Below are 15,304 nucleotides of genomic sequence, written 5' to 3' on the forward strand. Positions count from 1 at the left end.
AAATCCTCAAACCCCGCGCCAGATCCGGCCTGGGGGGGCGACCTCAGGAGTGGCATGCGCCTTCTGGACTTCCACCACGCATGGATATTCGCCCCGCCGCAGCAGGCTGTTGAGACGCAAGGCTCTATAGTTTTCCGGAACGAAGACGAGGCCCTTGGGAAACCGCCTGTCGACCTTGAGCTGCGCCGACAGTTCGCCCTGGCCGGAACGCACGATTACCTGATCGCCATCCGAAAGGCCAAGCTCCGCAGTATCCTGCGCGCTCATCGCGACATAGGGATCGTTCGCGACTGTGTTCAGCGTGTCCGACCGTTCGGAAAGATATCCGTTGTGGAACAGGCAGTCGCCGGTGATCAGCATGAGCCGGTCGGCTGCTGTTGGAGCGGACGGCGGCGCAAGGAACACGCCAGCCGATAGTGTTGGCACCGCCCTGGTGAATGCGCCGTCGCCGCCAAGTCCGTCCTGCGTCAACCCCTGATAGGCCGGAATCAGCCGGGCAATCTCGTCGAAAATTTCGCCTCGCGTCGATGGCGGCAACGCCTGGCTGCGTAGCGCGGCGACGAAGTCGATAATCGCCAGATTGCCTCGCGCGTCGAAGACGGGCTCACGGAATTTGCGAACATTCTGGATCCGGCCCTCGTTGTTGGTGAACGTTCCGGATTCCTCGCCGTATCCCGCCGCGGGCAAGACGACCTCGGCCATGCCCGCCGTATCCGTGAGGAACGCGTCCTGCACGATCAGGAGATCAACTGCGCCAAGCGCCGACGTCACAAAGTTCCGGTCGGGATAGGCGATCAGGGGGTCGGTTCCGACGATGTAGAGCGCGCCCATCCGGCCACCGACGCAGAGCTCCAGCATGGCATCGAGATTCGCGCCGGGTTCAGACGGGATTTGGGCGCCCCAGTTTCGTGCAAGAGCTGCGCGCGCCGCGTCATCGGCGACTGCCCGCAGCCCCGGCAGAGCCGCCGGCAAGGCCCCCATGTCCCAGGCTCCCAGCTGGTTGGCACGGTCGAAGAGAAATTGCATCGCCGGGCCTTTGCCTAGCAGGCGGAGAACCTGCAGCAGGTTGTAGAGCTGCAGCAGCGTCGCGCGCGCTTCGGGTGATCTCAGGAGGTCGACGCTGACAAGCACGGTGACGCTACGGGCTTCCTTGAGCGCGGTGGCCAGACGATCCGGCCCGTCGCTGCCGGTGCCCGTTGCCGGCCTGCCGACCATCGCCCCGATGTCCGCAAATGCGTCGCCCGGCAAGGTCTGACGGGCCACCGCCATGAGCGCGGCTACCACCGCCGCAAGGCTTGCCTCTTCTCCGCCCGGCGGCACGCGTACCACCACCCTGGCATCGGCGTCCAGGCGCGAGGGCCGCGCCGAAAGCATCAGCAATCCGGCCTGCCGCCGCCGCGCGGCGTCTCGCAGCAGGTATTCGGACACGGGATTCTCCTCGGTCACGTTGCCGCCGACGACGAGCACGCAGTCGTTGCCGATTACGTCGGCCAGCGGTGTGCGGCTGTAGAAAGTTCCCAATAGCGGGCCGAGCGTATCGAAGGGCGCGGCCCAGCGTGACGAACAATCAATGTTGTTGGTCCGGAATACTGTTCGCATCAGCTTCTGGAACTGATAAAGCACCTCATTGGGCAGGCGAGGCGAGACCAGCCCGCCGGCCTCCTTGCTCTCGACAGCCAACAGTCGCCGGCGCAGATAATCCCCCGCTTCGTCCCAGGAAACCGGGACCAGGGCGCCATCCTGACGGATCATTGGCTGCTTGATCCGGTCCCGGCTTGCAACGAAATCGAGGCCGAAGCGTCCTCGCACGCAGAGAGTTTCGTGGTTGACACCTTCGTCCCACTTCGAGCGCACCCGCATGAACTCGCCCTTGCGCGTGCCCACTGTCAGCTGGCAACCGGTGCCACAATGCGGGCAGATCGTGTCGGTCTCCACGAGATCCCAGGGGCGCGCCTTGTAGCGATAGGGGAAGCTCATCAGCGCGCCGACCGGGCAGACCTCGACGCAATTGCCGCACTGGTCGCAACTCGCCAGACTGCCCTCGAAGCCGGTGACGGCGGTATCCATGCCTTTCTCGACGGTACCCAGCGCCACCGCGCCGACGACCTCCTCGCACATCCGGACGCAGCGCTGGCATTGGATGCAGCGGTTGACGTTCATGATGATAACCGGGCTGAGGCGAATGTCCTCGGAGTGGAACACACGTTTGTCATCGCGGAACTGGCTTTCGCGGGGCCCATAGGCCATTACCATGTTCTGAAGCTCGCATTCGCCGCCCTTGTCGCAGATCGGGCAGTCGAGGGGGTGATTGGCGAGCAGCATGTCGAGCATGGAAGAGCGCGTTTCCTCGATCAGAGGCGTATTCGTCCGCACGACCATGCCATCGGTGACCGCAGTAGCGCAGGACGGCTGCAGCCGCCGCAGGCCCTCGATCTCCACCAGACACATGCGGCAGGAGGCCAGCGGCGGCAGACGCTTCAGATAGCAGAAGGTCGGAATATCGATGCCCAAATGCCGGGCGGCCTGCAACACTGTTGAGCCAGCCTCAACTTCCAGCGTTTGTCCATCGATCGTGACTTTAAGCATGGTTTCCTCACAACCCTGATCAAGCACACTCCTTCAGTGAAACGGGCACCTCCGCTCCTCGACATGGGCGACGAATTCATCTCGGAAATGCGTGAGTGCTGCCCGCAATCCCATCGCTGCACCATCACCCAAGGCACAAAACGTATTGCCGAAAATGCCCTTGCAGAGCATCTCCAGTTGCTCCAGATCGCCGGCAGCACCTTCGCCGCCTTCAACCCGGCGCAGGACTTTCACGACCCAGTTCAATCCTTCCCGGCAGGGCGTGCACTTGCCGCAGGACTCGTGGTGGAAGAACTCGACAATCCTGGTGGCGACCTTGACCATGCAGGTGCTATCGTCGATTACGATAACGCCAGCTGAACCGAGCATCGAGCCGGCGGCAGCCAGCGAGTCGAAATCCATCCTCACTTCCAGCCCGTGCTCCGGGATGACCGGCGCTGAGACCCCGCCCGGGATCACTGCCTTGATCTTGCGTCCCTGCAAGGTCCCGCCGGCATGTTCTTCGACCAGCTCGCGCAGCGGTATGCCCATCGGCAACTCGTAGAGGCCGGGTTTGCGCACCTGTCCGCTGAGGCAGTAGAGCTTCGGGCCGGGGCTCTTGTCCGGGCCGATGCCGCGGAACCAGTCCGCGCCCCGCGCCACGATATGCGGCACGCAGGCCAGCGTCTCGACATTGTTGATCACAGTCGGGCTGGCGTAGAGCCCGGCCACGGCCGGAAACGGAGGTTTCAATCGCGGCTGCGCCCGCTTGCCCTCGAGCGACTCGAGCATCGCAGTCTCCTCGCCGCAGATATAGGCGCCGGCGCCGCAGTGGATGTGTACCGCGAAATTGAAATCCGAGCCCAGAATGCGCTTTCCGAGATAGCCCTTTGCGTGGGCCTCCGCGATCGCTTGCTCCAGACGGCGGATCGCCGTCACATATTCTCCGCGAATGTAGACATAGGCGGTTTCGGCCCCAATCGCGTAGGCACTTACCGCCAGCCCCTCGATCAGTTGATGCGGGTCGCGCTCCATGATGATCCGGTCCTTGAACGTGCCCGGCTCGCCCTCATCGGCGTTGCAGCACAGGTATGTCGGCTTGCCGGTGCGCTTCGGCACGAAACCCCATTTCATGCCCGTTGGGAATCCGGCACCGCCGCGACCGCGCAGGTTGGACCGTTTGACGAGGTCGATAACCTCGTCGGGCGTGTACTCGCGCAGCGCCTTCGCCAGCGCCTGATAGCCGCCGCCAGCCTCGTAGGTCGACACCAAATGACCATCCGCCACATCGACATTTTTGAGAAGAATTGGCTCGAACATGGCGCTACTCCCCCGGCAGCCGCGCAGAGGCGTGCTCGACGCTTGCGGCTCCCGCTATCGCCCGCAGGCTGTCCAACAATGCGTTTATCCGCGTCACATCAAGGTGGGCGTGGTAATCGTCGCCGACTTGCATCACCGGAGCCATCTCGCAGGCGCCGAGGCATTCGACCGTTGAAAGCGTGAACAGCCCGTCCGGAGTGGTGCCGCCTTTCCTGATCTCCAGCACTGTTTCCAGATGGTCTAACAGGTCCTCCGATCCGCACAGCATGCAGGAAACATTGTTACAGAGCTGCAGGTGGAACATCCCCACCGGTTCGGTATGGAAGAGGGTATAGAAGGTCGCCAACTCGTAGACCCAGATCCGCTCGACTCCGAGAATGTCGGCGACCTCTTCCAACACTGGCCCAGGCAGATGGCCGTGTTCTTCCTGCGCGATCAGGAGCGCGGGCATGATCGCAGAGCGCTGGTCGGGATACCGCGCCGCCGCCTCTTCGATCTTTTCGCGCATGGTCATCGCATTCAAATCCTTGCTACTTGTCCACCTCCGCCATCACAGGGTCGAGGCTGCCGAGCACAGCGATCATGTCCGCCAAATAGCGGGCGTTGGTGACTCCGAAGAGGGCCTGAAGGTTGACGAACGAGGGTGCCCGCACCTTCATGCGGAACGGTTTTGGCGACCCGTCGCTGATGATGTAAAAGCCAAGCTCGCCCTTTGGCGCCTCGATCGCGGAATAGACCTCGCCCTTCGGCACCTTGAAGCCGTAGGCCGACAGGTCGAAATGCTGGATCAGCGCCTCCATCGAGCAGTGCACCCGATCCTTGTCCAGCGGGAAGGCGATCGTCGGCATGTCGATCTGGAACGGCCCCTTAGGCATCTGGTCGATGCATTGTTCGATGATCCTTATGCTCTCGCGCATCTCATCGACGCGGCATCGCCAGCGTGCATAGCAATCGCCCTCGTCACGGGTGATGACGTTGAACGCCAGCCTGTCATAGATCTCGTAGGGCTCGTCGCGGCGGATGTCCCAGTCGACACCGGAAGCACGCAGGTTCGGGCCGCTGAGGCCGAGATCGATGCCATCCTCTGCAGAGATCACGCCGATCCCCTTCGTGCGATTGAGAAACACCCGGTTATCTTCGAGCAATCGCTCATAGTCGCGGATCCGGTTCGGGAAGATGTCGCAAAACTCCCGGATCTTGGGGAAGAACCCGTCAGGCAGGTCCTCGCGCACCCCGCCGACCCGGCAGAAGGACGTGTGCATGCGCGCACCGGTTATCATTTCCAGGAGATCCATGATCATTTCGCGCTCGCGCATGACGTAAAGCAGCGCGGTCATGGCGCCGAGATCCATCGGCAGCGCGCCGGTGATCAGGAGGTGACCGGAGATCCGTGCCAGCTCGGCCATCATCACGCGGATATATTGCGCCCGGATCGGCGCTTCTATGCCGAGGAGTTTTTCCACCGCCAGCGCGAAGGCGAGGTTGTTCGAAGGCGGACAGAGATAGTCGAGCCGGTCGGTGAGCGGAAAAATCTGGGTATAGGTGAAGCTCTCCGCCAGTTTTTCGGTGCCGCGATGGAGGTAGCCGATATGCGGATCTACGCGCTCGACGAACTCGCCGTCCAGTTCGAGGACGAGCCGAAGAACCCCATGGGTGCTGGGGTGCTGCGGACCGAGGTTGAGAAGCACTTCCCTGGTATTGAGCGCTTCACCCTCAGGCCTGCTGAGCTCGGTGACTTCGGTCATCTCAACGTTCCGGCGTAGAACGGCCTCCCTTACGGAATGTCCCTGGTGGCAAGATCGGGCTGCGTTGGCGGCGGACCTTCGGCACCGAAGGGGTTCAACTTGTCCTTATAGCCCCTGAGAGGGAAATCCTTGCGCTGGGGAAAGCCCTCGAAGCCTTCCCACATATAGATCCGGCGCAGATCGGGATGTCCCTCGAACCGGATACCATACATGTCCCAGGCCTCACGCTCATGCCAGTTGGCGGTACGCCAGACTCCCGTGACCGAAGGCACTTCAGGAGGATCGCCAAGTCGGCACTTGATGCGGACCCGCCACCGGTTGGGCAGCGAATAAAGATGGTAGACCGCCTCGAACCGAGGCGTTTCGGGATAATGATCGACGCCGCAAATGTCCGAGAGGAAATTGAACTGCAGCCCCGGATGCTCTTTCAGGAGCCGGCAGAACTCGACTATCCTCTCGGGCGGAACGGCAAAGGCATCGATACCGTGCGCAGTGCCGAGGTCCTCGATTGTTTCTCCGAAGCGCTCCATGATCGGAGCGCGATTGAGGGGAGGCTCCACATTCATGACGCTATAACCCGATCCAGAGGTGTGCCGGCGAGCGCCCGGGACCTCTTGATCTTTTCTTGAAGCAGAAGGAAGCCGTGCATCAGCGCCTCGGGCCGGGGGGGACAGCCGGGCACATGCACATCGACGGGCACGAAGGTTTCCGATCCCTGTACCACGGCATAGGTGTTGTAGACCCCGCCCGAAATAGCGCAGGTGCCCATGGCGATCACCCAGCGCGGTTCCGGCATCTGGTCGTAGAGCCGCCGCACGACGGGCGCGAACTTCCGGGTCACGGTGCCGGCGATAATCATAACGTCGGATTGTCTCGGTGAAGGGCGGAACACCACGCCGAACCGGTCGAGATCGTAGCGGGCGCAACCGGCCGAGATCATTTCGATGGCACAGCAGGCAATGCCGAAGGTTTCCGGCCACAGCGCCGATCGCCGGCTCCAACTGATGATGCTGTCGGCCGTGGTGAACAGCACGCTGTCCCGGATCGCATTGTTTACGCCTCCCATTCCAGCGCTCCTTTCAGCCAGGCATAGGCGAAGCCCACGAGAAGCAGCAATATGAAGACGATCATCTCGATATAGCCGACCAGTCCGATCTCTTTCAGGACGACGGCCCAGGGAAAGAGGAACATCGCTTCGACGTCGAAAACGACCAGCAGGATTGCGAGGATAAAGAACGGCACCCTGAAGCGACCCGCCGACGCCTCGCCCGCGGCCTCCATACCGCATTCATAGGGCATGTTCTTGGCGGGATAGGGATTGGATGGGCGCAGCAGCGAGGAAACGAACAACGTCACCCCCGCCACCAGAACGACTCCGGCGATCATGAAAAGAACCGGCAAGAATTCCATTGCAGCCATATCACTGCACCGGTTGCCCACCGACCTCATCCTGAACGGGTAAGTCGGTCACGCCACGGCGCGACTGGACAATCCTTTCTCTGCCTCCAAGTTTATTCCGTCGGTGTGATCATTGCAAATCCAATCGCTCACCCGCCAAGGACCGAATCTTGGGCAAGCTTCAGGAACCACGACGGAAATAGCCCGATGCCGATGGTGCCGGCGGCGGTGACGGCGAGTGTCGCGCCCACCAGAGGCGTGAGCGCCGGGGCGAACGTCCTCTTCGGCTCGCGCATATAGATCACCATGACGATGCGGATGTAGAAATAGGCGGCGACGGCGCTGAGCAGCACTGCGATTACCGCCAGGATGACGAAACCATGCTGGACGAGGGCGACAAGCACGTAAAATTTGGCGAAGAAACCGGCGGTCGGCGGAATGCCGGCCAGCGAGAAGAGATAGAGTAGCATCAGGAGCGCCAGCCCAGGATGTGACTTGGCGAAACCTGCATAGTCTTCGATAACCTCGCCCGAGAAATCGCCGTTACGCATCATGATGACGGCGCCGAAAATGCCGAGATTCATGATGGCGTAGATCAGCAGATAGAGCATCACGCTGGCGATCCCATCGGCGCCACCAGCGGCCACGCCGAAAATGGCGAAGCCGGCATGGGCGATGCTGGAATAGGCCAGGAGACGCTTGAAATTGTCCTGCACCAGCGCCACGAAGCTTCCGAGCGCCATCGTCACCACCGCAATGACGGCAACGATAATCCAGACGTCCGAGGCTGCGACCAGAGGGTTGAGGAATACCCGCAGGATCACCGCGAACCCCGCCGCCTTGGGGCCCACCGACATGAAGGCGGTGATCGTTGTCGGCGCGCCTTCATAGACGTCCGGCAGCCACATGTGGAAGGGAACCGCGCCGACCTTGAAGACCAGCCCGGCGACGATGAAGACCACCGCCAGCAACAAACCTGGATCGAGCGGATCGCCAGTCACGACCGCAGCCATCCCGTCCAATTGCGTCGTGCCGGTGAGCCCATAGACCAGCGAAACGCCGTAAAGGAAAATCCCGGTCGAGACCGCGCCAAGGATTACGTATTTCAGTGCTGCTTCGTTCGACCGCCGCTCACGCCGCAGGAAGCCGGTCAGCACATAGGTGCAAATCACCATCAGTTCGAGGCCCACATAGATCGACAGGAGATCGGTCGCCGAGGCCATGATCATCATGCCCGAAAGCGCGAAGAGCAGCAGGACATAGTATTCGCTGCTCCCGATCCCTTCGATATCGGCATATTTTCGCGAAAGGACGAATGTCAGAACGGTGGCCAGGTAGAAAACGAACTTGAAGAAGACGGCGAAGCGGTCGGCGACGAACATGCCCGTGTAGGCCGGCCGCACCTCGCTAGCAAGCATGAGTGTCGCCAAGGCGGCAATCAATACAATCGCGATCGACGCCCAGACAAGCAAATGTTCCTGTCCCTTTCGTACAAACTGTCCCAGGATCAGCAGGATGCAGGCGCCGGTGATCACCACGATCTCGGGCAGGCTCGCTAGGGCCGACTGGAAAAGCGCGGCGGCGGTCATGGGCCGCTCCCCTTACTGTTCACCTGCGTCAGCAGATGCTTCACCGAGTCATCGATGATGTCGAGGAAGGGTTTCGGATAGAGCCCAACCCAGAGCACGAAGACGGCCAGCGGCAGGATCGCGGCCATCTCACGGGCGTTCACGTCGCGTGTCTTCAACCGGGTACCGACGCTGGCCGGGCCGAGCGCGATTTTTCCGTACATGCCAAGCAGATAGGCAGCCCCCAGCAATGCGCCCAAAACGGCTGCAGAGCCAGCGACCAGATTGGCCGCAAACCCGCCTGACAGCACCAGCAACTCGCCCACGAACGAATTCGTTCCCGGCAGCGCCATCGACGACAGGGTAAACAGTGCCAGAAACGTGGTGTAAACAGGCGCCACCTTCATCAACCCACCATAGTCGGCGATGCTTCGGGTATGGGTGCGCTCGTAAATCAGCCCGACGAACAGGAATAGGGCGCCTGTCGTCACGCCATGATTGAACATCTGCAGGATACCGCCCTCGAGCCCTCGGAGATTCAGCGCAAAAATCCCAAGCGTCACAAAGCCCATGTGGCTGATGCTGGAATAAGCCACAAGCTTCTTCAGATCGTCCTGCGCAAGCGCGAGCAACCCGCCATAGACGATCGCAAGCCCCGAAAGCGCCAGCATCAGCGGCGAATAATACATCGATGCCTCCGGCAGCATCGGCAGCGAGAACCGCAGGAATCCGTAGGCGCCCATCTTCAGGAGCACTCCGGCGAGGATAATGCTGCCCGCCGTCGGCGCCTGCACATGGGCGTCCGGCAGCCAGGTATGGACCGGCACCATCGGAACCTTGACCGCAAAAGCGACCAGGAAGGCGAAGAACAGCCAGGACTGGATCCGGAATGGCAAATCCTGTTCCGTCAAAGCGAGGATATCGAAGGTCCTGCCACCGTAGAAATAGAGCACGATGACGCCGATCAGGAACAGGAGGCTGCCTGCCAGCGTGTAGAGGAAAAACTTGATCGCCGCATAGACCCGACCCTCGCCGCCCCAGACGCCGATGATGAGATACATCGGGATCAGCATCGCCTCCCAAAAGACGTAGAAAAGGAAGAGATCCAGCGCGCAGAAGACGCCGAGCATCAGCGCTTGCATGAAGAGCAGGCAGATCATGAATTCCTTCACCTTGCGGTCGATAGCGACCCAGGAGGCGAGCACGCAGGTCAACCCCAACAGTGCGGTCAGGAACACGAAGAGCGCGCTGATTCCGTCGATGCCAAGGGCATAATTGATCCCGAGCGCGGGCACCCACGGGTGCGTCTCGGTGAACTGCATGGCATGGATCTTGGTGTCGAATCCGACCAGCATGGCGATGCAAAGAGCAAGGTCGAGGACGGTGAAAGAGAGCGCGCTCCACCGCACTACATCATCATCGCGCAGGAACATGAGAACCGCGGCCCCGACAACGGGCGTGAATATGATGAGGCTGAGCAGCGGGAAGCCCATGGCACCCCCTACCGCCACGCCACGACGAAGACGGCGGTGGCTGCGATAAGACCGACGATCATCGCCAGCACGTAATGGGTCACGACACCCGTCTGGAGCCGCCTGAGCCGCCCGCCGCCGTGCAGGATCGAGTGGGCGACGCCATTCACGACGGCATCGACGCCGGTCAGATCGAGCCGGATTCCTGCCCGCGCCGCGCCGTGCAGCAAGGGCAGCGCCGCGGTCTCGGAGACATTGCTCACCGCCTGCTCATAGCGCGCCAGCGGCCTTTCGGCGAGCCACATGAAGGCCCGCGCACCCTTGCGGTAAAACCAGTCGGTGTCGAGGCTGATCGTGTTCTCGGGATCGAGCGCCCAGAGGAACAGCACGAACCCCAGGGCGGTGAACATCAGCAGCCCGAGGCTCTCCGTGACATGCGAACCCGTATAAGGTTCGAAATCCACCGGATAGGGCAGAAGCGCATAAAGCGGCTGGGGGAACACCCCGATCGCAATGCAGAGCACCGCCGCAATGCCCATGGCAATCAGCATGTTGCGCGGCGGCTCGCGCGCCTCCAGTTTCCGGTCCGTCCCGAAGAACATGTAATAGGGAAGCTTGAGGCCAGTGTGCAGGAACGTCCCGGACGATGCCATGGTCAGCGCCAGCACCACCAGTGCGCGGTGATCCGCTCCTGCGGCCGCTATCACCATCGATTTGGTGACGAACCCCGAGAAGAACGGGAAGGCCGAGATCGCGAAGGCGCCGATCATGTAAAGCGCCACGGTCAGCGGCATTGTCTTGTAAAGCCCGCCGAGCTCGGTGAGCTTGCGTCGGCCGGTGACGTAGATGACTGCACCGGCACCCATGAACAGCAGCGCCTTGTAGAGGATATGCGCGAAGGCGTGGCTGGCGGCTCCGTTCAGCGCCATCTCGGTGCCGATGCCGATACCCGCAATCATATAGCCCACCTGGCTGACGATGTGATAGGCGAGAAGCCGTCGGCAATCGTTCTCCAGCACCGCGTAGATGACGCCGTAGAGCGTCATGATGGTGCCGAGCCAGACAAGGAGCTCGGTCCCCGGAAACGCTCGCGCCAGCACATAGACGGCGGTCTTGGTGGTAAACGCGCTCATGAACACCGCCCCGGTGACGGTCGCCTCCGGATAGGCATCGGTCAGCCAGGCATTGAGCGGCGGCACGGCGGCGTTGAGAATGAAGCCGGCGAGGATCAGGTAGTCGCCGACGTCCATTCCTCCGTTGGTGAGGGCCCCCGGGATCGGGCCGAAAAGCAGTGAACCGGTGGCGAGCCCGTGGGAAATGATGCCGCCGAGCAGGACGACGCCGCCGGTGATATGAACCATGAGATAACGGAACCCGGCCCAGACCGCCGGTCCGCCACGCTGCGCGAAGACCAGATAGGCGGAAGCGAATGCCATGCCCTCCCAAAACAGGTAGAGGGTCAGGTAGTCACCGGCAAACACCACGCCAAGCGCGCTGCCGACATAAACGAATGCCGCCACGTGCTGGCCGGTATCCGTCAGGTGCAGCGCATAGACCATGCCGATCAACGCCATAATGGTGAAAACGGTGGCGAAGACGATGCTGAGCTTGTCCACCTTCGCGATCAGGATCTCCTGCCCGATGAATCGCGCTTCGCCATAGCTGCCCGGTTCCATGGCAAGTACGGCAAGGATCGCCAGCGCAGGGATCAGCAGCAGATAGGCCTTGCGGAGCGACCCGCTGAGGAAAGGGATCGGCAGGGCGCCAAGAATAAAGAGCAGAGCTGGATGGATGAAGTCAGTCATAATAATCCTCGCGCCGCATCAGCCCGACCCGATGGCCGAGAAACTTGGAAACGAAGATAAGCAGGACGCAGGAGACGAAGCCGTAGACGGCGGACCAGCCCGGCAGCCTGTCCCACAGATATTCGGCATGTTCGCGAGAGACCAGAAAGTCGGCGACGACGATCAGGACCAGCACGAGGTAGAACAGTCGGCGGCGCGGCCTCGCATATTGTTCGGCACCAAAGAAGTCGACGACACGCTTGATCATCGGATCACTCCATCTGCCAGAGTGAGAAAATAGCCGGGAAAAATGCCCATCAGCACCGACAGGATCGCCGTCGTGACTAGCGGAATCGTGACCAGCGGAATTTCACGGACCGTCGTCCGGCTCTCCTGCTTCTCCGTCTGGAAGAAGGCGGCATAGCTGACCGGCAGGAAATAGGCGGCGTTCAGGACCGAGCTCACCAGGAGCACGACCAGGAACGCCGTCTCTCCAGCCGCCGCGGCGCCCTCCGCCAGATACCATTTGCTGACGAAGCCCGCGGTCGGCGGTATCCCGATCATGCTGAGTGAAGCGATGAAAAATGCCCCCATCGTCCAGGGCAGCCTGCGGCCGATACCGGCCATGTCGCTGATGTTGCGCTTGCCGGACGCGCAATAGATCGAGCCGGCGCAGAAAAAGAGCGTGATCTTGGAGAATGCGTGCGCCGCGATGTGGATGATCCCGCCGACCATCGCGACCGGCGACAACAGAACCGCGCCCAAAACGATGTAGGAGAGCTGGCTGACCGTCGAATAGGCGAGCCTGGCCTTCAGGTCGTCCCGCGTGAGGGCGTAAACCGACGCCATCAGGATCGTGAACGAAGCCAGATAGGCCGTGGCGATGCCGAGGCTCAGCCCACCCACCAGCCCCGTGCCGAAGACATGGAACACCACCCGCAGCACGCAGAACACGCCCATCTTGACCACTGCCACTGCATGCAAAAGCGCGCTGACCGGTGTCGGCGCGACCATCGCGGCGGGCAGCCAGGCATGCATGGGCATCACAGCGGCTTTGGCGAAGCCGAAAAGATAGCAGAAATAGACGACCGTCAGCAGCGCCGCCGGGGCATCGCTCGCCGCCAGCAGCCCTCCCGCGACAAAGTCGAGCGACCCCGCAATATGGTAGGTCAGCGCCAGTGCGGCGAGCAGCGCGCTTTTCGAGGCGCCCATCAGATAGACGAGGTACTTGCGGCCGCCCCTCCATCCCTCCTCGTCCTCGTGGTGATAGACGAGCGGATAGGTAACGAGACTGAGCACTTCGTAGAAGATCACCAGCGTAAACAGATTGGCGGCGAAGGCGCCTCCCGCGGCGGCCGCAAGACTGCTGGCGAAGCAGGCGAAGAACCGGGTCTGCGCATGCTCGTTCAAATGCCGCATATAGCCGACGGAATAGATCGCCGCCACGATCCACAGAAGCGACGAGACGGTGGCAAACACCATGCCGAGCGCATCGACCCGGAAAGCAAAGTCGATCCCCGGCAGAACCTCGAACAGGCGCAATTCGACCGTCCCGCCCGCCAGCACCGTGGGCGCCATCGACACGACAATCGCGAACATTGCGATCGCGGCCAATGGCGAGACCAGATCGCGAAGTCTCTCGCGGTTATGCAAAAGGAGAACTGCAAGGGCCGCCAGACCGGCGACGGCGATGGCAAGCAACGGCCGGATCGATACAACCGGGTCCAAAGCCGCTATCCTTTCATCACCGTCACGTCGTCGATCTTGAGGGTGGATTTGTTCCTCACGAGGACAACCAGGATACCGAGGGCGACGGCAACTTCCGCCGCGGTGATTGCGATGACGAAGATCGCGAAGATCTGCCCGCGGAAATCGGCGTGGTAACGCCCGAAAGCGATGAAATTGATGTTGACCGAGTTGAGCAGCAGCTCCAGCGACATCAGTACGATGAGAATATTGCGCCTGAGCAGCACGCCCGCCGCTCCGATCACGAACAGGACCACTCCGAGCACAATATACCACCAGAGCGGAACCATCACCCCTGCTCCTTCCGCGCCAGGATGATGGCGCCGACCAAGGCCGCCAGCAGGATTACGGAGGCGGTTTCAAACGGCAGGAGATAGTCGGCGAAAAGGGCTGTGCCAAGCTGCCTGACGTCATCGCCGCTGCGCATCGCGACGGGCTCCATGACCGAAAAGCGGTTGCTCCAGAGCACCAGCACGAGCATCTCGACCCCGAGCAGGGCGAGCAGGACCAGTGCTGGGAGGTTGCCGCCTGGGAGGAACCGCTGCAACACCGCTTCGCGCACATCGATCATCATGATCACGAACAGGAACAGGACCATGATCGCGCCGACATAGACGAAGATCTGGATAACCGCGAGCAACGGTGCCTGGAGCAAGACGAAGATTGCCGAGACCTGCAGGAAACACGCCATCAGCGCCAACGCGCTGTGAACCGGATTGCGCGCCAGGACCACCGTCAGGGCCGTGATCACGGATACCGCAGCGAACAGAAGAAAGAACCCCTGATCCATCGACGCCGACCCTCCGACGCGAACTGCCACTCGGCGCGAGACGGCCGGATTCGAGACTGCGCCGCAACTTCAGATGCCTTCGCAAATTGTGCCCTAGTATCGGATTTTTCACAAGATTATTGTCATCGGGGGAGCAAGATCGAGCCGGCCCGGACGTGACCGACGGTCGCTTGCCAAGCCCGCGCCTTCGATCGGGTCGTACCTATTTTATGGTTCCACAGGCAAATGGGATTACCCCGTAGGTACCTAGGTTTTGTTTAAGGCGTATTGGGAAATTTCTTCCAGCTAACACCGGCTGTTCCGCCGAAGTTGCAAGTCTCTCTGCCATAAGGCCTCGGCATCCAAATAACAATGCCCGCCTAGGCGCGGGCTTGTTTGTTTGACAACGGGTCGAGGAGTCTTACCGCGTACCTTGATCCAGGCGCGTGCGGATCGCGTTCATCTGCTCGATCTCCGCACGCTGGCCGCGCGAGATGTTGGCGCAGAGAGCAACCAGTTCAGGATCGTTGAGGGCTGCTTCCCGGCACATGAGGATTGCACCTGAATGATGCGGCACCATAGATGCGATGAATTGGCGGTCGTCTATGAGAGCCTGTGTGCGAGTGCCTGCAAAGGCCGCGACGAACAGGATCACCAGGCCGGCATGGATGGCGGCGTTTAGCTTCCTGTTCCGGTACATGCCGCCCATGGTGGCGAGCATGATGATGCCCATCGGGGCCACCATCGTTAACGCCATGTAGAGCATGTTGAGATTATTCCGGAAATCGCTCCAGCCGTCGATCATTGAAAACATCACGAAGTACATGGCGATCAGGCTGAGGATCATGTTGACGGCGAACATGGAATAGGGATGCCTGCTCATCCCCTCATGTCGGGAATTGTGGTGGTTGCGCATTGCTAGCTTCCTTCCGGCCTT

The 15,304-nt window shown here is 61.4% G+C and carries 15 protein-coding genes; all 15 read right to left on the reverse strand.

The window, feature by feature from the left end; translation table 11 throughout:
- Positions 1–6: 6 nt before the first annotated feature.
- Positions 7–2,586 carry an NADH-quinone oxidoreductase subunit NuoG gene (gene nuoG, locus AC13QO_RS22955; RefSeq protein WP_285194371.1) on the reverse strand — a complete coding sequence of 860 codons (2,580 nt, stop codon included), beginning with the start codon at positions 2,584–2,586 and terminating at the stop codon, positions 7–9.
- 33 nt (positions 2,587–2,619) lie between these two features.
- Positions 2,620–3,885, reverse strand: a complete 1,266-nt coding sequence (gene nuoF / locus AC13QO_RS22960) for an NADH-quinone oxidoreductase subunit NuoF (RefSeq protein ID WP_488541939.1) — start codon at positions 3,883–3,885, stop codon at positions 2,620–2,622.
- Between the two features lie 4 nt (positions 3,886–3,889).
- On the reverse strand, positions 3,890–4,399 hold the full coding sequence (gene nuoE, locus AC13QO_RS22965; RefSeq protein WP_285194053.1) for an NADH-quinone oxidoreductase subunit NuoE: 510 nt from the start codon (positions 4,397–4,399) through the stop codon (positions 3,890–3,892).
- 16 nt (positions 4,400–4,415) lie between these two features.
- Positions 4,416–5,630, reverse strand: coding sequence for an NADH dehydrogenase (quinone) subunit D (nuoD, locus tag AC13QO_RS22970; protein ID WP_488541940.1), 1,215 nt, complete (start codon positions 5,628–5,630; stop codon positions 4,416–4,418).
- 29 nt (positions 5,631–5,659) lie between these two features.
- Positions 5,660–6,196 carry an NADH-quinone oxidoreductase subunit C gene (locus AC13QO_RS22975; RefSeq protein ID WP_285194054.1) on the reverse strand — a complete coding sequence of 179 codons (537 nt, stop codon included), beginning with the start codon at positions 6,194–6,196 and terminating at the stop codon, positions 5,660–5,662.
- The gene (locus tag AC13QO_RS22980; protein ID WP_003582024.1) at positions 6,193–6,696 is read right to left on the reverse strand and encodes a NuoB/complex I 20 kDa subunit family protein; all 504 of its coding nucleotides are present in this window, start codon (positions 6,694–6,696) and stop codon (positions 6,193–6,195) included. Before AC13QO_RS22980 ends, AC13QO_RS22975 begins: the two co-directional genes overlap by 4 nt.
- The gene (locus AC13QO_RS22985; protein ID WP_488541941.1) at positions 6,684–7,049 is read right to left on the reverse strand and encodes an NADH-quinone oxidoreductase subunit A; all 366 of its coding nucleotides are present in this window, start codon (positions 7,047–7,049) and stop codon (positions 6,684–6,686) included. Before AC13QO_RS22985 ends, AC13QO_RS22980 begins: the two co-directional genes overlap by 13 nt.
- A 128-nt stretch (positions 7,050–7,177) precedes the next feature.
- Complete coding sequence (locus AC13QO_RS22990) at positions 7,178–8,617, reverse strand: NADH-quinone oxidoreductase subunit N (RefSeq protein ID WP_488541942.1); 1,440 nt, start codon at positions 8,615–8,617, stop codon at positions 7,178–7,180.
- On the reverse strand, positions 8,614–10,089 hold the full coding sequence (locus AC13QO_RS22995; RefSeq protein ID WP_488541943.1) for an NADH-quinone oxidoreductase subunit M: 1,476 nt from the start codon (positions 10,087–10,089) through the stop codon (positions 8,614–8,616). The genes AC13QO_RS22990 and AC13QO_RS22995 overlap by 4 nt, the downstream gene beginning before the upstream one ends.
- An 8-nt stretch (positions 10,090–10,097) precedes the next feature.
- On the reverse strand, positions 10,098–11,873 hold the full coding sequence (locus AC13QO_RS23000) for a Na(+)/H(+) antiporter subunit D (RefSeq protein ID WP_488541944.1): 1,776 nt from the start codon (positions 11,871–11,873) through the stop codon (positions 10,098–10,100).
- Entirely contained in the window at positions 11,866–12,120 is a 255-nt protein-coding gene (locus tag AC13QO_RS23005; protein ID WP_097600728.1) for a hypothetical protein, read from the reverse strand. The genes AC13QO_RS23000 and AC13QO_RS23005 overlap by 8 nt, the downstream gene beginning before the upstream one ends.
- On the reverse strand, positions 12,117–13,580 hold the full coding sequence (locus AC13QO_RS23010) for a monovalent cation/H+ antiporter subunit D family protein (protein ID WP_488541945.1): 1,464 nt from the start codon (positions 13,578–13,580) through the stop codon (positions 12,117–12,119). Before AC13QO_RS23010 ends, AC13QO_RS23005 begins: the two co-directional genes overlap by 4 nt.
- 5 nt (positions 13,581–13,585) lie before the next feature.
- Positions 13,586–13,888: an NADH-quinone oxidoreductase subunit NuoK gene (gene nuoK, locus AC13QO_RS23015; RefSeq protein ID WP_488541946.1), complete on the reverse strand. Its 303-nt coding sequence runs from the start codon at positions 13,886–13,888 to the stop codon at positions 13,586–13,588.
- Positions 13,888–14,388, reverse strand: a complete 501-nt coding sequence (locus AC13QO_RS23020; RefSeq protein ID WP_285194063.1) for an NADH-quinone oxidoreductase subunit J family protein — start codon at positions 14,386–14,388, stop codon at positions 13,888–13,890. Before AC13QO_RS23020 ends, nuoK begins: the two co-directional genes overlap by 1 nt.
- 400 nt (positions 14,389–14,788) lie before the next feature.
- Positions 14,789–15,229: a DUF305 domain-containing protein gene (locus AC13QO_RS23025; protein ID WP_483315427.1), complete on the reverse strand. Its 441-nt coding sequence runs from the start codon at positions 15,227–15,229 to the stop codon at positions 14,789–14,791.
- Positions 15,230–15,304 lie beyond the last annotated feature (75 nt).

The organism is Rhizobium sp. CNPSo 3670, from assembly GCF_057784555.1.